This is a genomic window from Plantactinospora mayteni (assembly GCF_016862935.1).
GTDB lineage: Bacteria > Actinomycetota > Actinomycetes > Mycobacteriales > Micromonosporaceae > Plantactinospora > Plantactinospora mayteni.
In genome coordinates, this window is record NZ_BONX01000034.1 from 19,420 (window position 1) to 39,419 (window position 20,000).

Annotated in this window: 16 protein-coding genes; 12 read left to right on the forward strand and 4 right to left on the reverse strand. The window is 70.7% G+C overall.

What is annotated here, in order from left to right; genetic code table 11:
- Positions 1–36: 36 nt before the first annotated feature.
- From Pma05_RS24080 to Pma05_RS24090, 3 genes are all read left to right on the forward strand, one after another.
- The gene (locus Pma05_RS24080) at positions 37–867 is read left to right on the forward strand and encodes a TrmH family RNA methyltransferase (RefSeq protein ID WP_372441544.1); all 831 of its coding nucleotides are present in this window, start codon (positions 37–39) and stop codon (positions 865–867) included.
- 73 nt (positions 868–940) lie between these two features.
- Complete coding sequence (locus tag Pma05_RS24085; protein WP_203859736.1) at positions 941–2,020, forward strand: suppressor of fused domain protein; 1,080 nt, start codon at positions 941–943, stop codon at positions 2,018–2,020.
- Positions 2,021–2,151: 131 nt separating this feature from the next.
- On the forward strand, positions 2,152–3,834 hold the full coding sequence (locus Pma05_RS24090; protein WP_203859737.1) for a PucR family transcriptional regulator: 1,683 nt from the start codon (positions 2,152–2,154) through the stop codon (positions 3,832–3,834).
- A gap of 21 nt (positions 3,835–3,855) precedes the next feature.
- On the opposite strand, the gene Pma05_RS24095 is transcribed toward Pma05_RS24090, so the two are convergent.
- Positions 3,856–5,205, reverse strand: coding sequence for a MurL-like N-terminal domain-containing (locus Pma05_RS24095; RefSeq protein WP_203859822.1), 1,350 nt, complete (start codon positions 5,203–5,205; stop codon positions 3,856–3,858).
- A gap of 138 nt (positions 5,206–5,343) precedes the next feature.
- Between Pma05_RS24095 and Pma05_RS24100 the strand changes: the two genes are divergently transcribed.
- A complete protein-coding gene (locus Pma05_RS24100; RefSeq protein ID WP_203859738.1) occupies positions 5,344–6,636 on the forward strand; it encodes an aspartate aminotransferase family protein in 1,293 nt (430 codons plus the stop codon).
- A gap of 138 nt (positions 6,637–6,774) precedes the next feature.
- Here the strand turns inward: Pma05_RS24100 and Pma05_RS24105 are convergent, their stop codons facing one another.
- Positions 6,775–8,127: an acyltransferase family protein gene (locus Pma05_RS24105; protein ID WP_203859739.1), complete on the reverse strand. Its 1,353-nt coding sequence runs from the start codon at positions 8,125–8,127 to the stop codon at positions 6,775–6,777.
- 323 nt (positions 8,128–8,450) lie between these two features.
- Here Pma05_RS24105 and ngcE (Pma05_RS24110) point away from each other — a divergent pair, with 323 nt between their 5' ends.
- From ngcE (Pma05_RS24110) to Pma05_RS24120, 3 genes are all read left to right on the forward strand, one after another.
- Positions 8,451–9,863 carry an N-acetylglucosamine/diacetylchitobiose ABC transporter substrate-binding protein gene (gene ngcE, locus Pma05_RS24110; RefSeq protein WP_203859740.1) on the forward strand — a complete coding sequence of 471 codons (1,413 nt, stop codon included), beginning with the start codon at positions 8,451–8,453 and terminating at the stop codon, positions 9,861–9,863.
- A gap of 99 nt (positions 9,864–9,962) precedes the next feature.
- Positions 9,963–10,871, forward strand: a complete 909-nt coding sequence (locus Pma05_RS24115; RefSeq protein ID WP_203859741.1) for a carbohydrate ABC transporter permease — start codon at positions 9,963–9,965, stop codon at positions 10,869–10,871.
- Positions 10,868–11,782, forward strand: a complete 915-nt coding sequence (locus Pma05_RS24120; protein ID WP_203859742.1) for a carbohydrate ABC transporter permease — start codon at positions 10,868–10,870, stop codon at positions 11,780–11,782. Before Pma05_RS24115 ends, Pma05_RS24120 begins: the two co-directional genes overlap by 4 nt.
- A 293-nt stretch (positions 11,783–12,075) precedes the next feature.
- Here the strand turns inward: Pma05_RS24120 and Pma05_RS24125 are convergent, their stop codons facing one another.
- Positions 12,076–13,068 (reverse strand): N-acetylglucosamine kinase, encoded by a 993-nt coding sequence (locus Pma05_RS24125; RefSeq protein ID WP_203859743.1) that lies wholly within the window; start codon positions 13,066–13,068, stop codon positions 12,076–12,078.
- Between the two features lie 200 nt (positions 13,069–13,268).
- Between Pma05_RS24125 and Pma05_RS24130 the strand changes: the two genes are divergently transcribed.
- From Pma05_RS24130 to Pma05_RS24145, 4 genes are all read left to right on the forward strand, one after another.
- A complete protein-coding gene (locus tag Pma05_RS24130; protein WP_203859744.1) occupies positions 13,269–14,231 on the forward strand; it encodes a MurR/RpiR family transcriptional regulator in 963 nt (320 codons plus the stop codon).
- Between the two features lie 152 nt (positions 14,232–14,383).
- Positions 14,384–15,886 carry an N-acetylglucosamine/diacetylchitobiose ABC transporter substrate-binding protein gene (gene ngcE, locus Pma05_RS24135; RefSeq protein WP_307836883.1) on the forward strand — a complete coding sequence of 501 codons (1,503 nt, stop codon included), beginning with the start codon at positions 14,384–14,386 and terminating at the stop codon, positions 15,884–15,886.
- Between the two features lie 20 nt (positions 15,887–15,906).
- Positions 15,907–16,815 (forward strand): carbohydrate ABC transporter permease, encoded by a 909-nt coding sequence (locus tag Pma05_RS24140; protein ID WP_203859745.1) that lies wholly within the window; start codon positions 15,907–15,909, stop codon positions 16,813–16,815.
- A gap of 12 nt (positions 16,816–16,827) precedes the next feature.
- Positions 16,828–17,745, forward strand: a complete 918-nt coding sequence (locus tag Pma05_RS24145) for a carbohydrate ABC transporter permease (RefSeq protein ID WP_203859746.1) — start codon at positions 16,828–16,830, stop codon at positions 17,743–17,745.
- A gap of 113 nt (positions 17,746–17,858) precedes the next feature.
- Here the strand turns inward: Pma05_RS24145 and Pma05_RS24150 are convergent, their stop codons facing one another.
- A complete protein-coding gene (locus Pma05_RS24150) occupies positions 17,859–19,094 on the reverse strand; it encodes an RCC1 domain-containing protein (protein WP_203859747.1) in 1,236 nt (411 codons plus the stop codon).
- 298 nt (positions 19,095–19,392) lie between these two features.
- On the opposite strand from Pma05_RS24150, the gene Pma05_RS24155 reads away from it, so the two are divergent.
- Positions 19,393–19,992, forward strand: coding sequence for a GNAT family N-acetyltransferase (locus tag Pma05_RS24155; RefSeq protein WP_203859748.1), 600 nt, complete (start codon positions 19,393–19,395; stop codon positions 19,990–19,992).
- Positions 19,993–20,000: the final 8 nt, after the last annotated feature.

Sequence of the window (20,000 nt, forward strand, 5' to 3'; positions counted from 1 at the left end):
GGAGTGGCGGCGCGGGGACCGGGAAGAATCGGTGGGGTGTCCGACGCACCGACCACCGTGCCCGCCGAAGTGATCACCGACCCGGAGGACCCCCGGATCGCCGACTACCGGGCGCTCACCGACGTCGAGCTGCGTACCCGGTGGGAGCCGCCGAACGGGCTCTTCATCGCCGAGGGCGAACTCGTGCTGCGCCGGGCGGTCCGGGCCGGCTACCGGCCGCGCTCCTTCCTGGTCGACGCGAAACGGGTCGACCAGCTCGGTGGCCTGGAGACCGGCGACGCACCCGTCTACGCGGCCAGCCCGGCCGTGCTGGAGCGGGCCACCGGCTTCCACGTGCACCGGGGCGTACTCGGCTCGTTCCACCGTCGTGAGCTGCCGACCGTGTCGCAGGTGCTCCGGGACGCCCGCCGGGTGGTGGTGCTGGAGGACGTCAACAACCACACCAACCTCGGCGCGATCTTCCGGGGCGCCGCCGCGCTCGGGGTGGACGCCGTGCTGCTCTCGCCCACCTGTGCCGACCCGCTCTACCGGCGCAGCGTACGGGTCAGCATGGGTGAGGTCTTCGCGGTGCCGTACGCGAAGTTCGAGACCTGGCCGGCCGGACTGGTCCAGGTACGCGAGGCCGGCTTCACCGTGCTCGCACTCACTCCGGCGGCCGACGCGGTGCCGATCCAGCGGCTCGAACCGGCACAGCGGGCCCGTGCGGCGCTGCTGTTCGGGGCCGAGGGCGCCGGGCTGACCGGTGCGGCGCAGAGCGCCAGCGACGTACGGGTGGCGATCCCGATGCGCCGTGGCGTGGACTCGCTGAACGTGGCCGCCGCCGCAGCGGTGGCGTTCTGGGAGCTGGGCCGCGACGACCCGCTGTGATGCGGGCGCGGCAGCCCTCCACCCGAGTGGCTCGCGGCGCCACACCGTCGCAGGGCTGTGGTTGGATCCCCGCGTGAATCTGATTCGAGAGTTTTCGCCGGAGCAGTACGCGAGTGCCCTGGACGCGTGGGAGTGGGCCGATATAGCAGACAAGGTGCCACTCTTCGCCTCCCCGTTCGGGGACGTCTTCCTCCGGTCCGACGACGGCTGCTGGTTCCTCAGCATCCTGCACGGCACGCTGACCCGGTGCTGGGACGACGTCGAGGAGCTACGGGCGGAGCTGGACACGCCGGAGGGCCAGCAGCGGTACCTGATGGCCGGGCTGGCACAGGAAGCCGAGCGTGCCGGCATCGTCCCCGCCGCCAAGCAGATCTACGACTTCAAGCACCCGCCGGTCGCCGGTGGTCCGGTCACGCTCGACAACATCCACGCCCTCGACTTCGTGGTCGGCGTCAACGTCGCCGGCCAGATCCACGGACAGGTGAAGGACCTGCCGGAAGGCGCCGAGTTCTCCATCTCCACCGACGTGGCGCTCGGCTGGGCGGCGATCGAGGTGGCGTTGCACGATCTCTACGGCGACACCGAACCGGTGGGCACCTTCGCGCCCGACGTGCCGTACTCGGCCGGTGGTCCGGATCCGTTGGACGCGATCCAGATCTACGCGCCGGACGAGCCGCGACCGCACTGGCACCTGGTGAGCTTCGGGATGTCCGAACTCTACGAGAAGGTGACCGACGACCCGGAGGAGTCGGGCTGGGGGATCGAGTTCAGCATCCGGTTGGCCCGTCGCCCGTCCGACGAGGCACCGCCGAAGTGGGCGGCCGTGCTGTTGCAGCAACTGGCCAGGTATGTCCTGGCGGAGCGGCCGTTCGCTCCCGGCCACACGATCCACTGCGCCCCGGGGACGTTCAACGACGGGCCGGACCAGGAGGCGGACTCGCCCACCGAACTCGCGGCACTCGCGTTCGCCGTCGACCCGCAGTTGGGCGTACTGGACACCCCGCACGGCCGGGTGACCTTCCTCCAGGTCGTGGCGTTGACCGAGCCGGAGTACGGGGCGGCCAGGGGCGGCAACGCGGCTGCCGTACTGGAGCGCGTCGAGCGGGACGTGCCGTTGCACATCGTCGACCGGGGCCGGCCCAGCGTCCTGTGACAGCCGCCGGCTGGCTGAGCCGGGAGCGTTCGACCCGCACCGGCCGGCCGAACACTCCCGGTGAGCCGGACACCGGGGCGGGTGGCCGAGGAGGAGGGGCGGCGGTTCAACCGGGCGGTACCGTCGAGCCCGTGTTTCCTACCGTGCGTGAGGTACTGGCCCTCGACCCGGTCCGGCACGGCGGCCCCCGGGTGGTCGCCGGCACGGCCGGGCTGGACCGGCTCGTACGGTGGGTGCACGCCGCCGAGGTCCCGGACATCGCCGCCCTGCTCAGCGGCGGAGAACTGGTGCTCACCACCGGCATCGGCCTGCCCGGCGACGACGCCGGGCTGCGCGCCTTCATCGGCGAGCTGGCCGACGTCGGGGTCTCCGGACTCCTGGTCGAGCTGGGCCGGCGCTATCCGACGGCGGTACCCCGGGCGATGGTCGCGGCGGCCGAGCGCCGCAACCTGCCGCTGGTCGAGCTGTGCCGGGTCACGCCGTTCGTCCGGATCACCGAGGCGGTGCACGGGCTGATCGTCGATGCCCAGCTCGCCGAGCTGCGGGCGACGGAGGAGATCCACCAGCGGTTCACCGAACTCTCCGTCGAGGGCGCCGAGCCGGCCGAGGTGGTCCGGCAGGCCGCCGTACTGGCCGGCTGCCCGGTGATCCTGGAGAACCTCTCCCGGCAGGTGCTGGCGTACGAACCGGCGGGGGAGAGCGCCGAGCTGCTGCTCCGGGGCTGGGAGCAGCACTCCCGGCGGATCCGCCCGACCGGCCGGACCGGCTACGACCCGGATGCCGGCTGGCTCTACACCACGGTCGGTGCCCGGGGGCAGGACTGGGGACGGCTGCTGCTGCGCTGGCCGACCGGTGAGTTGCCGGCCGCCGCGCCGGGCGGGCCGTCGACCCGGTTGACGATCCTGATCGAGCGGGCCGCCTCCACCCTGGCGCTGGGCCGACTGATCCGGCGGGACGCCGAGGGGCTGGAGCGGCAGATCCACCGCACCCTGCTCACCGCGCTGCTCGACCACACCCGGCCGGTCGACGAGGTGGCGTTGCGGGCTCGCGCCCTCGGCGTACCGCTGGATCGTCGGCACCTGGTCGGGGTCGTGGTCCGGTACCGCGCCGACGAGGCGGGCGCGGGTGCGGCGGCGGGCGGCCCGGCCGGGCAGGCCCGGCTGCGGGACCTGGCCGAGGCGGTCAGCCAGGCGCTCCGGGACGCCGAGCTGAGCGGGCTGGCCAGCACCCTGGACGACCAGGCGGTCGGTGCCGTGCTGGCGTTGCGGGACGCCGGGACCGAGGAGGCCGCGCTGGCCGCCTTCGCGGCGGCCCTGGACCGGGTACGCCTGGACACCGCCCCCGGGGGCGTCCGGGGTGCACCGGGCGCGGTGATCGTGGCGGCCGGCTCGGGCGTGGGCACCGTACGGGAGGCCCGGCGCTCGCTGATCGAGGCCCGCCAGGTCGCCGACGCCGCCCGCCGGGGTCGACGGGACCTGCCGGTCTACCGGTTGCCCCAGGTCGGGCTGGCCGGGCTGCTGCACCTGCTCCGGGACGAGCCGAGGTTGCAGACCTTCGTCGAACGCGAACTCGGGCCGCTGCTGACCCACGACGCCGAGCATCCCCGTGAGCAGTTGCTCGGCACCCTGCGCGGCTATCTGGAGAGCGGCCGGAACAAGTCGGCCGCCGCCGCGAAGGCGCACCTGTCCCGGCCGGCCTTCTACGAGCGGCTGGCCCGGATCTCCCGGATCCTCCGGGTCGACCTGGACTCGGTGGACGACTGCCTGTCGCTGCACGTCGCCCTGCTCGCCCTGGACGCCGTCCGGGACGGCTGAACCGCCCGACCGGCATCCGGGTCAGGAGATCGCGGTCAGCGCCTTGGCGTACGCCGGGGGGACGAAGTGCGGGCCGGCCGGGGTGAACACGTCGGTGGCGTTGGCGGCCGTCCAGGCTTCGGCCGGAATGGCGTCGAGCAGGGTACGGACCACGGCCGCGCCCCGCCAGTCCGGGTGCTCGGCGACCAGGCCGAGCGCCACCACCGACTCCTCGACCTCGCCGACGCACTCGAACGGCTTGTGCGCGTCGATGCCGAGCAGTTCGAGATAGCCGGGAGCCTGGGCCGGGTCGGCCAGCAGGTCGGTGCCGAAGATCTGCACCAGCCGGGCCCGGGGCATGAACGGGGCCAGGGCCAGGAAGATGAACCGGCACTTCGGGCAGTTCCCGCACCACCGGTCGCTGGGGTCGCTCAGTTTGAACGCGGCGTTGCAGCTCGTCACCACGTCGTCGTAGCGGCTGAACTGGGCGAAGAGCCGGGCGATGTGCAGCTCGGAGAGTTGCCGCAGCAGCGAGAAGTACGGCTCGGTCAGCCCGGCGTGTCCGGCCAGCGCCGCCCGGAGCAGCCGCTCCGCCTCGACCCCCTTGGACCACTGGTGGTTCACCTCGACGCCCTGCCAGACCAGGTTCGGGTCGGAGGCGGAGCGCTCGTTCGACATCACCACCGGACCGAGTCCGTGCAGTACGGCGGTGCCGACCGCGATCAGCGAGTTGATCGCGGTGACCGGGATGTGCCCGTTGCGCGCCCCGGCGGCGTTCAGCTCGATCAGCGCCGGGTCGAGCCGGCGCCGGGCGGCCAGCGGGGTGAGCCCGGAGGCGTCGTTGACGCTGACGATGATGTGGTTGGGGTTGACCGAGAACGGCACCGGGTCGAAGCCGGCCCGGCGCAGCGCCTCCAGGCTGACGATGGAGTCCTTGCCGCCACCCACCGTGGAGAGCGGCCGGCGCTCCGAGTTGTCCCACCCGGCCGGCTCGGCGACCCGCCCCGGCGGCACCTCGGGGCTCAGCTCCAGCACGTACGGCAGGTCGTTGCGGTAGGCGTACTCGGCGAGACCCGAGGTGTAGACGGCGGTGACCAGCGCGGCGGCGTCGGCGCCCAGCGGCGCCGGCAGGACCAGCCGGTGCGGTGCGGCGGCCTTGTAGTAGCTCACCCCGGCGACCAGGTGCAGCAGCTCCAGCACCCGGCCGAAGGTCTCCAGGGCCTCCGGCGACGGCGGTGTCTCCGGCTGGGGGAAGGTGATCCGCTCGGTGAACCGCAGCTCGCCGTCCGGGCCGGTCAGCGCGTATTCGAGGGCGGCCTCCCCGGTGGCCGGGTCGAAGGAGTGGGCCGGAAAGGCGAAGGCGTCCATCCGCCGGAGCTGTCCGTTGGGCACAGGCAATAGTAGTCCGCCCGGGTTGACGGCATGTCAATCTCCGGCCCCCGGTGCCCGACAGGGTGGCAGTTGCCCGGTGTCCCCGTGCGGTGGGAGCGTGCAGGGGTCCGCGTACCTGGCTGAGGGGTGTGAAGAACCATGACCACCGACGAGCTGCTGGCGCGGCACCGGGCCGTTATGCCGTCCTGGATGCCGCTGTACTACGCCGAGCCGATCGAGATCGTCGCCGGCTCCGGTCGCCGGGTCACCGACGCGCAGGGGCGCAGCTACCTGGACTTCTTCGGCGGCGTGCTGACGAACATGCTCGGCTACGACATCGCCGAGGTGAACGAGGCGGTGCGGCGCCAGCTCTCCACCGGCGTGGTGCACACCTCGACGCTCTACCTGATCCGGCAGCAGGTCGAGCTGGCCGAGAAGATCGCCGCGCTCTCCGGCATCTCGGACGCCCGGGTCTTCTTCACCAACTCCGGCACCGAGGCGAACGAGGCGGCGCTGCTGGTCGCCACCAACCACCGGCGGTCGAACCAGATCCTGGCGGTGCGGAACAGCTACCACGGCCGGTCGTACGCGGCGATGGGGATCACCGGGCACCGGAGCTGGTCGGCGAGCAGCCTCAACCCGCTCCAGGTGAGCTGGCTGCACTCCGCCGACCGGCTGCGCGGCCTGCTGTCCCGGCTCGACCCGGACGAGTACGTCGACGCCGCCGTCGACGACCTGCGCGAGGTGCTGGCCACCCAGACCAGCGGGGACGTGGCCTGCCTGATCGCCGAGCCGATCCAGGGGGTGGGCGGGTTCGTGGCCCCGCCGGACGGGCTCTTCGGCGCCTTCAAGAAGGTACTCGACGAGTCCGGCATCCTGCTCATCTCGGACGAGGTGCAGACCGGCTGGGGGCGTACCGGGGAGCACTTCTGGGGCTACCAGGCGCACGGGGTCACCCCGGACCTGCTCACCTTCGCCAAGGGCATCGGCAACGGTTTCGCCCTGGCCGGGGTGGTGGGCCGGGCCGAGGTGCTGAACGAGGTGCACGCGGTCTCGTTCTCCACCTTCGGCGGCAACCCGATCTCGACGGCGGCCGGCAACGCCGTGCTGGACTACCTGCTGGAGCACGACCTCCAGGCCAACGCCGCCCGGGTCGGCGCGATACTCCTCGCCGGGCTGCGCGAGCTGGCCGACCGGCACGCGATCGTCGGCGCGGTACGCGGGCGGGGGCTGATGCTCGGCGTCGAGTTCGTCCGGCCCGGCACCACCGAGCCCGACCCGGCGGCGACCGCCCGGGTCTTCGAGGAGTGCCGGCGGGGCGGCCTGCTGGTCGGCAAGGGCGGCCTCTACGGCAACGTGCTGCGGATGGGCCCGCCGCTGACCCTGACCGAGGAGGAGGCCCGGGAGGCGCTGGGAATCCTGACCGAGGCCGTGGCCACCGCCGCCGCCTGACGGCTCCGGATCGGGCCGAGGAACGTGGTACTGACCTGGACAGCAGAGGCGTTATGCGGATGGTTTAACGCCTCTGCTGTCCAGGTCGGCGAAGGTCAGCCGCCGATCCGGTCGGTCGACGCGGTTGGCGTTGTCGGATCAGCCGGCGCGCTGGTCGGGTACCGAGCGGAGCAGCCGGAGCAGGCCCGCTCCGCCGAGGTACGCGACCAGCGCGCCGGTGGGCAGGCCGAACAGGTACTCGCCGCTCTTCGGGGCGACGTTGTTGCTGAACAGCCCGACCACGGTCGCGGCGAAGCCGAGTACGACGAGCAGCAGCCGGGGCAGTGGCGCGGCGAGCGTACGGCACAGTGCCGCCGGCAGAGCGCGGGGCCGGGTGGCGGGACGGCGGGAGCCGCGCCGCTCGATCCGGCCGAAGACGGCGACCAGTACCGCCAACACCACGGCCAGCATGATCACCCAGGGGATCCGCCAGAGCCACCAGGCGGTGCCGCCGACCGGCGGGGCGGGCAGCGCACCGAGCGAGTCCAGCGCGCCGGCCAGCAGGATCACGGCGGTGAGGTGCCAGAGGAAGATGGTCAGCACCACCGAGTTCACCGCGACGACCAGCATCCAGGGGCGGGTCCGGTGCAGCCACCGCTCGACCGGGGCGCGGAGCAGCATGATCAGTCCGAGTTGCGCGGTGGCCAGGGCGAGCAGGGCCAGACTCGGCGGGGACATGTTCTGGATCCGCTGGCCCGGCTGGTTGATCATGCTGGCCGGGTACGGGCCGACCAGGGTGAGCAGCAGCAGCGTGGTCAGCCCGACCGCCAGCAGCGGTACGCCCACCCGGGGACGCATCGGCAGGCTCCCGGTACGCCAGGCGAACCCGACCTGGTGCATTGCGAGCCAGCCGAAGAGGAAGTTGCCGTACCCGTACCGGCCCTCGCCGAGCAGTCGGGCCAGGTCCCCGAGGGCGGTCAGCCCGAGCAGTACCACCGGCACGACCAGGCCGAAGCGCTCGTGCAGGGCGTACGTCACCGGGGTCAGCAGCACCACGAAGAGGTACGCGGAGAGGAACCAGAGCGGCACCGTCGCGTACCAGACGACCTCGCGGACCTGGCTCGGGCCGGCGCCGAGCAGCCGGGCGCCCAGCGCGGCGAGGGCGAGCAGCACCAGCAGCACGGTGGTGGGCCGGATCAGTCGCCCGCTGCGGTCGGCCAGCCAGCCACCGGCGTCGCCGCCCTGGCGTCGGTGGCTGGCCAGCGAGGCGGCGTTGGCGTAGCCGCCGACCAGGAAGAACAGCGGCATGACCTGGAAGAACCAGGTGCCGGGCCGGGCCCAGGTGATGTCCTCCAGCGCGTTGTGGCCGCGCAGCCGCCCCGCGTCGTCGTCGAGGACGGCGATCAGCCAGTGCCCGAGCACCACCAGGGTGATCGCCACCGCGCGGAGCAGGTCGACGTAGCGCTCCCGCTGGGCGGGCGTGCGGCCCGCGATCTCCCGCAGGCGGCGCATGTGGCCAGGTTATCTACTCCGTGGGGGCCGCCGACGCGCTATGCGACAACCCGGGTGGATTGCCGGTCCGTAACGGTTCGGCCGCCGGGGCTTGCTGCCGGCACCCTCTTCCGTAAGAATCCTTCAGTAACTTTGTGTTAAGTGAAGACAAGCACCAGTACGCCGAGCGTTCCCACCTGTCGCACCAGCAGCACCCCGGCCGGCGGCCACACCCGTCGACCAGCACCGCCAGCGCCACCGACCCGATGACCCCCCGAGCCTCGTCGGCGGGCGCCGCTCCAACCGGATGCGGCGTCCACCTGGACCGGATCCGAGGAGAAGCTATGAAGAGGCGTGACATCCTCCGTCGTACCGCTGCGGCCAGCCTGCTGGCCGTCCCCGCCACCGGCCTGTTGACCGGTTGCGCCCTCGGCGGCGACGACGACAACAGCGGCGGCGAGTCGCTCGAAGGCACGAAGAGTGAGCAGAACCCACTCGGCGTCAAGGAGGACGCGCCGCTCGAGGTGGTCATCTTCAATGGTGGTTTTGGTGAGGAGTATGCCAAAGCCCACGAGGCGATGTACACCGAGAAATATCCAAAGGCGACGATCAAGCACTCCGCGACGCAGGAGATCAACAAGACGCTACAGCCCCGGTTCGTCGACGGCACCCCGCCGGACGTGGTGAACAACTCCGGCGCTGGTCAGATCGACTTCAACGGCCTGGTATCGCAGGACGCCCTGGCCGACCTCGGCGAGCTGCTCGACGCGCCCAGCCTCGACATCCCGGGCAAGAAGGTCCGGGACACCCTGCTGCCGGGCGTGGTCGACGTCGGGTCGTACGACGGCAAGTTCCTGGTGCTCAGCTACGCGTACACCGCGTACGGCATCTGGTACTCCACCAAGCTCTTCACCGACCGCGGCTGGCAGTACGGCAAGACCTGGGACGACCACATCGCGCTGTGCCGGCAGATCAAGGCGGCCGGCATCGCCCCCTGGACGTACGCCGGCAAGCACCCCCGCTACATGAGCTGGCCGGTGATCTCGATGGCGGTCAAGCTGGGCGGCCAGGACGTGGCGAAGGCGATCGACAACCTGGAGCCGAACGCCTGGAAGTCCGACGCGATGAAGGCGGCGGCGGACGCCTGGTACCAGATCGTCAAGGACGGCTTCATCATGCCGGGCAGCCCCGGCCTGGACCACGTGCAGTCGCAGACCGAGTGGTGCCGGGGCAAGGCCGCCTTCATCTCCTGCGGCTCCTGGCTGGAGAGCGAGCAGGCCAAGGTCACCCCGGCCGGCTTCAACATGACCGTCGCGCCGACCCCCAGCCTTGGCCCCGGCGACAAGCTGCCGTTCGAGGCGATGCGCGGCACCGCCAGCGAGCCGTTCATGGTGCCGGCCAAGGCCAAGAACCGGGCCGGCGGCCTGGAATACCTGCGCACCATGCTCTCGATGAAGGGTGCCCAGGACTTCACCAAGAAGGTCTCCAGCCTGTCCGTGGTGGTCGGCGCCACCCAGGGTGCCGAGCTGCCGGTCGGGCTGACCAGCGTGGTCAAGGCGCTGGACGCCTCCGGCAGCAACGGCTTCAACTGGGTCTACAACAACTACTACCGCAAACTGGAGCGCGAGCTGGTCGACGCGGCCTGCGGCGAGTTCTTCAGCGGCCGGACCACCCCGGCCGAGTTCCTGGACCAGTGCCAGAAGGGCGCCGACCAGATCGCCGGGGACAGCAGCATCAAGAAGTACAAGCGCCAGTAGGTCGGTTGTCGTCGCGGGGGTCGGCCGGCACCGGCCGGCCTCCGGGCGCGATTGTCGCGGGGACAGGTCCCCCGCGTGGAGTGGGCAGGATTCGGTCCCGTGAAACATGGCAAGTATCCGCTGATCATCACCTTCCTGGTGCCGCCGCTGCTGCTGTACGGCATCTTCGTGCTCTCGCCGTACCTCCAGGCGTTCCAGATCTCCACCACCAACTGGCTGGGCTACTCGGCCAGTGCTGACTATGTCGGGCTGGAGAACTTCGGCAACCTGCTGCGCGACGGCGCGCTCTGGAACGCGGTCAGGAACAACGCGATCCTGCTGGTGCTGCTCCCGGTGCTGACCATCGGGCTGGGGCTCTTCTTCGCCAGCATGCTCAACATGGGCGGCCGGCGCGGCACCGCCGGGGTGGTCGGGGTGCGCGGCTCCGGCGCCTACAAGCTGGTCTACTTCTTCCCGCAGGTGCTCTCCGTGGTGATCATCGCGCTGCTCTGGAAGGAGGTCTACCACCCCAACAACGGGCTGCTCAACGCCACGCTGCGCGGCATCGGGCTGCCCGCGCCGACCTGGCTCGGCGATCCGCGTACGGCCTTCTGGGCGGTGCTGGCGGTGATGATCTGGAGCAACGTCGGCTTCTACGTGGTGCTCTTCGGCGCGGCGATGCAGGCCATCCCGAAGGACATCTACGAGGCGGTGATGCTCGACGGCGCCTCCCGGTGGACCACGCTGACCAGGGTCACCATCCCGCTGCTCTGGGACACCGTGCAGGTCGCCTGGATCTACCTGGCCATCGCCGCGCTGGACGGCTTCATCCTGATCCAGCAGATGACCGACGGCGGGCCCAACCACTCGTCGGACGTGATCGGCCTGCGGATGTACAACACGGCGTTCGGCAGCGAGACCAAGTTCGGGTACGCCTCGGCGATCGGCGTGGTGATGTTCTTCCTGACCCTGTCGGTGGCGGTACTGGCCCTGCGCGCCAGCCGCCGGGACCGAATCGAGTACTCGTGACGACCGTCGACACCCCCGCGTCGGCTCCGCCCGCCACCGGCGCCGAGGGCCGGCCCGGTACCGGCGACCGGGCACCCCGCCGCGAGTGGGGCGTGGTGAACGTCTTCTCGCACGGCTTCCTGCTGATCTGGGCGCTGCTGACCACCCTGCCGCTGCTCTGGGTCTTCATCAGCTCGTTCAAGAGCGACGGCGAGATCCTCAGCGACCCGTGGGGACTGCCCGGCGCGCTGCGCTTCGAGAACTGGGCGCGGGCCTGGACCGAGGCCCGGATCGGGCAGTACTTCCTGAACAGTGCGATCGTGGTGGCCGGTTCGCTGACCCTGACCATGCTCTTCGGCGCCACCGCCGCGTACGTCTTCGCCCGCTACGAGTTCCGGTTCCGGCAGGTGTTCTACTACCTGTTCGTCGGCGGCATGATGTTCCCGGTCTTCCTGGCCCTGGTGCCGCTCTTCTTCGTGGTCCGCAACGCCGGGCTCTTCAACCACTGGGTCGGGCTGATCCTGGTCTACGCCGCCTACTCGCTGCCGTTCACGGTCTTCTTCCTCTCCGCGTTCTTCCGGACCCTGCCGACCTCGGTCGCCGAGGCGGCGCTGATCGACGGCTGCGGGCACTTCCGGCTCTTCTTCCGGGTGATGCTGCCGATGGCCCGGCCGGGCCTGGTCAGCGTGGGGATCTTCAACTTCCTCAGCCAGTGGAACCAGTTCATCCTGCCGCAGGTGCTGATGCAGGGGGACGAGTCGAAATGGGTGCTTGCCCAGGGCCTTGCGGCGCTGGCGGTCAGCCAGGGCTACCAGGGCGACTTCAGCGGGTTGTTCGCCGGACTCACCCTCGGGATGCTGCCGGTGCTGGCCGTCTACGTGCTGTTCCAGCGCCAGATCCAGTCCGGGCTGACCGCCGGTCAGTTGAAGTAGGGCTTGCGGCTCCGTCGGGACCGGCCGCGGTACCGAACCGGCGGAGCGGGCGACGCTACCACTACGAGTGAGCTAACAAACCACTCCCGCCCACCGCTGGGCACGGCACGCTTGCGGCCGTCGTGGGACTCTGCACCGGCTGTGCTGGCCGGGGAGTGTCACGTTAACGGCTGATCTTGGTTGTTGAGTTGGTCAGTGGTTGGCCGGGGTGAGCCGGCCATCGAAGGCGATCTGGAACGCGTTGCCTGAGCTGAGTAGCGATAGGAGCCTCGAATCGACAGACTGCACCGACATCAGCTGTCGAGCCTGCCGAGCAGTCGGCGGTGCAGTTCGGCCGGGTCGGTCAGCTCGGGCAGCGTCCGGGCGGCCAGCCAGGCGGCGCCGAGCGCACCGTCCCCGGCCCCGTACACCGGCGCGTCCGGCCAGCGTGCGGCCAGAGCCGGGCGTACGGCGTCGGCCAGCGGGGTGTCGCCGGTGAGCAGTCCGCCGCCGAGCACGATCGGGGTGCGCGCGTCCGTCGGCCGGATCCGGTCCACGTTGGCGGCGACCAGCCGGGCGGCCTCGGCGAGGATCGCGGCGGCGGCCGGGTCACCGTCCCGGTCGGCCCGGATCACCAGCGGGGCGAGCGCGGCCAGCTCGACGGGGGGCCGTCGGGTCACCGTCTGCACCAGGGTGTCCACGGTGTCCCGGGGGCGGGCGGCGACCTCCGCCGAGCCGAGCAGCTCGGTGAGTACGAGGGTGCTGAGCGGGCCTGGTGGCAGGTGCCGGTCGAGGTCGGCAAGGGCCCGCCGGACGGCCTCCCGACCGAGCCAGAAGCCGCTGCCCGCGTCGCCGAGCAGCCAGCCGTGCCCGTCGGCGACCCGGTCCAGCGCCATGTCGCGTACCTCGGCGGCGATGGCACCGGTGCCGGCGATCAGGATGGTGCCGTCCGGCTCGGCGGTCCCCGAGGCGTACGCGACGAGGGCGTCGCCGAGGATGTCGTACCGGCAGCGCAGCCCGACCTCGTGCCAGGTCCGGTCGAAGGCGGCCCGGCCGGCCGGATCGGCGAGCAGTCGACCCGCTCCGGCCAGCCCGATGGTGCCGGCTCGGACCAGTCCCGGATCGAGCCCGGCGAGGGCGCCGGCCAGCGCCAGCCGGAGCTGTTCGGCGGCCCGGTCGGCGCCGTGGCTGGTCGGGTTGCCGCCGCCGCTCTGCCCGGCGCCGAGGCGTTCGCCGGCCAGCGAGACCACTGTGGCCCGGGTCGAGGTGCCGCCGATGTCGAGTCCCACCACCATGCCGTCGGACATGACCGGCAACCACCTCCCACGCGTCCGTCGATCGGCGTCCATGCTGCTCGGTGCGGCGCTCCGGGGCAAGCATCGATCGTCCGGCAACAGGCCGACCCAGGTAACAGTTTGAAAACTTCACCCATCGTCTTGACAAGGAGGGGCTCTTAGTAAGAACTTTTACCACTAACAGTTAACTTCCTTTTCCGAAAGGTGCGCCCATGGTCGAGCAGGAGGCGGACACCATCGCGGGGACCGCGGTGGTCGACGCCGAGCCCGACCGCCGGGCCGCCGCCGGGCTCTCACCAGCGGACAGCGTGCTGGTCCGGGTCCGGTCCCGGCTCACCGAGTTCACCGGTGCCCTACAGCGGGTGGCCGAGCAGGTGCTCAGCGACCCGTCCGCCGCCGCCCGGGCCACCATCGTCGAGCTGGCGGAGCGCAGCGGTACGTCCCCGGCCACCGTCACCCGGTTCTGCCGGGCGCTGGGGTTCGAGGGCTACGCCGACCTCCGGCTCGGCATCGCCGCCGAGACCGGCCGGGCGCACACCGCCGGCTGGACCGTCGACATTGGCCGGGAGATCCAGCCGACCGACCCGCTGGAGCGGGTACTCGGCCAGATCATCGCGGCGGACACCCAGGCCATGCACGACACCGCCGCGCTGCTGGACCTGGCCGAGGTCGAACGGGCCGCCGAGGCGATCGCCGGAGCCGCCCGGGTGAACATCTTCGGCGCCAGCGGCAGTGCGCTGGTCGGCGAGGAGATGCAGTTCAGCCTGCACCGCATCGGCGTGGCGGCGTGGGCCTGGAACGACGTACACGAGGGGTTGGCCGGGGCCGCGCTGCTCCGCAAGGGCGACGTCGCCCTGGGCATCTCGCACACCGGCCAGACCCGCGAGACCATCGAGACCCTCGCCGAGGCGGGCAGCCACGGCGCCACCACGATGGCGCTGACCGGGTTCACCCGGTCGCCGCTGGCCGAACTGGCCGACATCGTGCTGCTCACCGCCAGCCAGGCGACCACCTTCCGGCCGGACGCGCTCTCCGCCCGGCATCCGCAACTCGTCGTGCTCGACCTGCTCTACATCGCCGTCGCCCAACGCACCCACGACCGGGCCCACGCCGCGTTCCAGCGGACGGCCCGGGCGGTGGGCGGGCACAAGGCGACCAAGGAGGCGCGGCCGTGACACGCATTCGACACCGACCCGTCGGGGCGGAGGTATCCGCTGGTTACCCCCGGCCCGATCGCTCCCCGCGGGGGGCGAGTAACCGCTGGCAGGTCCCGGTCATCCGGAGTCGTCCGGCTGGCCCGACCCGATTCTCAACTGAGGAGATGAAGATGTCCGCAACCCCCGACCACACGTCGGACCGCGTAGATCCGTCGACCATGACCGGGCCGGACCTGCCGGCGGCGCTGGGCACCAGCCGCCGTACGGTGCTGCGCCGGGCCGCCGCCGCCGGGCTGCTCGTCACCCCGGCCGCCGGACTGCTCGGCGCCTGCGCCACCGGCGGTGACGACGAGGGCAACACCGAGCAGGAGACCGGGGCGAAGAGCGCCACCAACCCGCTCGGCGTCAAGGAGGACGCCGCGCTGGAGGTGATCATCTTCAACGGCGGCTACGGCGAGAAGTACGCCACCGACGTGCACGAGAAGCTCTACAAGACGGCGTTCCCGAACGCCGAGATCAAGCACCAGGCGACCCAGGCGGTCTCCACGGTGCTCCAGCCGCGGTTCACCGCCGGTGACCCGCCGGAGTTCGTCAACAACTCGGGCGAGAAGTTCCTCGACTTCGGTGCCCTGGTCAACGACAACCAGCTCCAGGACCTGACCGAGCTCTGGGACGCGCCGTCGGTCGACGACCCGAACAAGAAGGTCCGGGACACCGTCATCCCCGGCGTCATCGAGCAGGGCATGTTCACCACCAAGGACGGTGGCCGCAAGCCGTTCGTGCTCTACTACGTCTCGACCGTCTACGGCATCTGGTATTCCGGCAAGCTCTTCAAGGACAACGGCTGGACCGTGCCGACCACCTGGGAGCAGTTCACCGCGCTCTGCGACCAGATCAAGGCCAAGGGCATCACCCCGTTCGGGTACGCCGGGGCGAACGCGGCCTACTACATGTGGAACGTGATCCTGACCCAGGCCGCCAAGGTCGGCGGTCCGGACGTGCTGAAGAGCATCGACAACCTGGAGCCGAACGCCTGGAAGGCCGACGCGATCCTCCAGTCCGCCAAGGCGTGGGCCGAGATCGGCGCCAAGTACGGCGACAAGAGCTACGAGGGCCTCAAGCACACCGACGTGCAGTTGCGGCAGAACCAGTACAAGCTCGCCTTCTACCCCAGTGGTGACTGGCTGGAGAACGAGCAGAAGAAGGACACGCCGGCCGGCTTCGAGTACCAGCTCATGCCGGTGCCGAGCCTGACCGCCGGGGACAAGTTGCCGGCCGGTGCGATCCGGGCGGCCGGTGGCGAGGGGTACTTCGTCTCGGCCAAGAGCAAGAACCCGCGCGGCGGCATGGAGTACATGCGGCAGATGCTCTCCAAGGCGGGTACCCGGGGCTTCACCGAGACCGTCGGGGCGGCCACCGTGGTGCCGGCCGGCAGCGAGGGCTACTCGTTCCCGCCGGGCGTGGCCAGCTCGCAGGCGGCGCTGAAGGCGGCCGGGGCGAACGTCTTCAACATGATGTTCGACAACTGGTACAAGGAGCTGGACACTGAGGCCCGGACGGCGACCAACGAGCTGATGTTCGGCCGTGCCAGCGCCGAGCAGTGGGCCGAGCGGATCCAGAAGCGCGCGGACGCCATCAAGGCCGACAGCAGCGTCGCCAAGTTCTCGCGCTGATTGACCGGAGTGGAGTGATCATGCGGCAGGGCAAGTACCCGTTCGTGATCGGCTTTCTCATCCTGCCGGTCACGCTCTACTCGGTCTTCGTGATCGCGCCGTACGCCCAGGCGTTCCAGCTCGCGATGACGAACTGGCGGGGCATCGGCACGCCGGAGTGGATCGGGTTCGAGAACTTCCAGCGGCTGTTCAACGACACGGCCTTCTGGAAGGCGGTCCAGCACCACGGGATAATCCTGCTCGCCCTGCCGCTGATCACCATCGCCATCGCGCTGTTCTTCGCGTTCCTGCTGAACGTCGGCGGCGGCAGCAAGGGCGGGAAGCGGGTCGGGGTACGGGGATCCGCCTTCTACCGGGTGGTGTTCTTCTTCCCGCAGGTCCTGGCGGTGGCGGTCATCGCCGTACTGTTCCAGATGATCTACCGGCCGGACGAGTCCGGGTTGATCAACGGCGTACTGACGAAGCTCGGGCTGGAGCCGATCTTCTTCATGATCAACCCGAACCTCGCGCTCTGGTCGATCATCGCGGTGCTGGTCTGGCAGAGCGTCGGCTTCTACGTGGTGCTCTTCTCGGCCGGCATGGCGTCGATCCCGACCGAGATCTACGAGGCGGCCGAGATCGACGGGGCCACCAGGGTCACGCTCTTCTTCCGGGTCACCCTGCCGCTGCTCTGGGACACCCTCCAGGTGGCCTGGGTCTATCTGGGCATCGCGGCGTTCGACTGTTTCGCCATCGTCGCGGTGCTCTCCATCGACAGCGGTGGCCCGGACGGGGCCACCACGGTGCTCGCGATGGAGATCTACCGCAACGCCTTCACCTACGGCCGGGCCGGCTACGCCTCGGCGATGGGGGTGGCGCTGTTCTTCCTGACCATCACGTTCGCGGCGCTGATGCTGCGGGTGTCCAAGCGGGAGAGCATCGAGTACTAGATGGGACCCCAGATGTCGACACAGACCGAGCGCCCGGTGACCAGGCCGGGGGAACACAAGCCGACCGCCGCGGCCGGCAAGGGCCGGGACCGCAAGAGGTCCGAGGTACGACTGCTGTCCAGCCTGGGCCACGTCGCCCTGGTGGTCTGGGCGGTGATCGTGGTCGTCCCGATCCTCTGGACCTTCCTGGCCTCGTTCAAGAACACCTCGGAGATCTTCAGCAGCCCGTGGACGCTCCCGGCCGAGCTGCGTTGGGAGAACTGGGGCCGCGCCTGGACACAGGCCCGGGTCGGCAAGTTCTTCCTCAACAGCGTGATCGTGGTCTCCTGCGGCGTCTTCGGCACCATGCTGCTGGGCTCGATGGCCGCGTACGTGCTGGCCCGCTACAAGTTCGTCGGCAACCGGCTGATCTACTACCTGTTCGTCTCCGGGCTGGCCTTCCCGGTCTTCCTCGCCCTGGTGCCGCTCTTCTTCGTGGTGGACAACCTCGGCCTGCTCAACACGCACACCGGGCTGGTACTGGTCTACATCGCGTACTCGCTGCCGTTCACGGTCTTCTTCCTGGCCGCGTTCTTCAAGACGTTGCCGACCTCGGTGGCCGAGGCGGGGATGATCGACGGCTGCTCGCACACCCGGCTCTTCTTCCAGGTGATGATGCCGATGGCCAAACCGGGCCTGATCAGCGTCGGCATCTTCAACATCATCGGGCAGTGGTCGCAGTACCAGTTGCCGCTGGTGCTGCTCTCCAACGCCGAGGACAAGTGGGTGCTCACCCAGGGCATCGCGGACATCTCGGTCAACGCCGGCTACGAGGCGGACTGGTCCGGGCTGTTCGCCGCGCTGACCATGGCGATCCTGCCGATGATCCTGGTCTACGCGATCTTCCAACGGCAGATCCAGTCCGGCCTCACCGCCGGCGCGGTCAAGTAGCCCGGCCGACCGGGCCGCGACACTCCCGGCCGGGCACGCATCCAGCCGGGTGGCTCTCCCAGGGCGGGCCCCGATCTCTCACGAGGAGATCGGGGCCCGCTTGGTGGTGGTGGTCAGCCCGGCAGGGTCAGTTGCGCCGGAGTGGACCGCTGGGTGGTGGTGCCGTCGCCGAGCTGCCCCGCCGCGTTGTTGCCCCAGCACCACAGGCTGCCGTCGGTGCGGATCGCGCAGCTGTGATAGCTGCCGACGATGCCGCTTGCCCAGCTGGTGGCGTCGCCAACCCGGGTGGGGGCGTACCGGTGGGTGGTGGTGCCGTCGCCGAGCTGTCCGGCCGTGTTGTTGCCCCAGCACCACAGGGTGCCGTCGGTACGGACCGCGCACGGCGAGTCGTTGCTCGTGTTGACCCTGGTCCAGCTTGTAGTGGTGCCGACCTGGACCGGTGTGGTCCGGTAGGGGCCGGTGACACCCAACTGTCCGTACCCGTTCTCACCCCAGCACCACAGGGTCCCGTCGGCGCGGACCGCGCAGGTGAAGGTGTACCCGGCGGTCACACCGGTCCAGGTGGTCGCGGTACCGACCTGCGCCGGAGTCGCCCGGTAGCTCAGGGTGCCGACCCCGAGCTGTCCGCTGGAACTGTCACCCCAGCACCACAGGGTGCCGTTGGTGCGGACGGCGCAGGAGTGTGCGTAGCCGGTCGTGACGCTCGCCCAGGTGGTCGCCGTGTCGACCCTGACCGGGGTGGTCGTGCTGGCGAGGGAGCCGCCGACCCCCAGTTGCCCGTTGCGGTTGGTGCCCCAGCACCACAGGGTGCCGTCGGTCCGGACGGCGCAGGTGTGACTGTCGGCGGCGCTGACGCTGGCCCAGGTGGTGGCGTCGCCGATCCGTACCGGGGTGTTCCGGTTCGTGGTGGTGCCGTCGCCGAGTTGGCCGCTGGTGTTTCGGCCCCAGCACCAGAGCGATCCGTCCGTCCGCACCGCACAGGTGTAGCTGGTGCCGGCGTCGAGGCTGGCCCAGGTGGTGGCGTCGCCGATCCGTACCGGGGTGTTCCGGTTCGTGGTGCTGCCGTCGCCGAGTTGGCCGCTGGAGTTGCCGCCCCAGCACCAGAGTGTCGCGTCGGCCCCGATCGCACAGGTGTGTGCGTAACCCGCGGCGACGCTGGAAACCGCCGGGGCGGCGAACGAGACGCTCAGCGAGCCGCGCTCGACCGGACCGACGCCGGCGGCAGCGGTGCCCACCGTGACTCCGAGGACGAGCGCGGCGAGCCCGCTGGAGGTCGCCGTCGTGGCGATGACGGTTCTCCGGAAGCGCCGCCATCGAGCCCGCAGCCAGCCATCCTGATCTTCGTTCATGTACTGTTCTCCCCAAACGACGTCGAAGCCTGGACGGTGGAGGCGGCATTGCCCTGCTGGGTCGCCAGCGACTCAGCACATTCGTGGCATCGACCTTCGACATTGACTGCCGACAATATATAACCGTCGATGAGCTTCGTAGGGCGTACCCGCGCCGTGAGTCTGGTCCGAGAGTCAAGTAGGGCCGTACGGTCGGATTTTTTCGCCTACTTGCCCGCTGGCCGGACACTCAGTGCGGCTAATACGCCGACCTCGGGCTGCCGTCCGGCCGACGGCGGTGTTCGGCCATGATGGACGGATGGCCATGCTGGTGCCGCCGGTCCTGCCGACCGACTCGCTGCGCGCGATCCGCCAACCCCGGCTCAGCGCCAGTGGCGGGCTGACGCTGCGGCCGTGGCGGGTGGGCGACGCCGCCACCGTGCGGGCCGCGTTCGAGTGTCCGGAGATCCAGCGGTGGCACCTGCGCCGGATGGAGAGCGACGGCGAGGGGCGGGAGTGGACGACGCAGTGGCCGGCCCGCTGGGCGGCGGAGACCGACGCGAGCTGGGCCGTGGTGGCGGAGCGGACCGGCGAGCCGGTCGGCCAGGTCGGGCTCCGCGAGATCCGGCTGGACCAGGCGTCAGCCGAACTGTCGTACTGGGTGTTGCCGGCGGCCCGTGGCCGGGGCGTCGCCGTCCGGGCGGTTCGGGCGGTACAGGCGTGGGTCTTCGAGGGGCTCGGACTGCACCGGCTGGACCTGCGGCACTCGACGGTGAACCGCGCCTCCTGCCGGGTGGCCGGCAAACTCGGGTACGAGGTCGAGGGCACCCTGCGCCGGGCGTGGCGGCACGCGGACGGCTGGCACGACGTACACCTGCACGCCCGGCTGCGCGACGACGGTGACCGGCCGGCGGAGTAGCCGGCCGG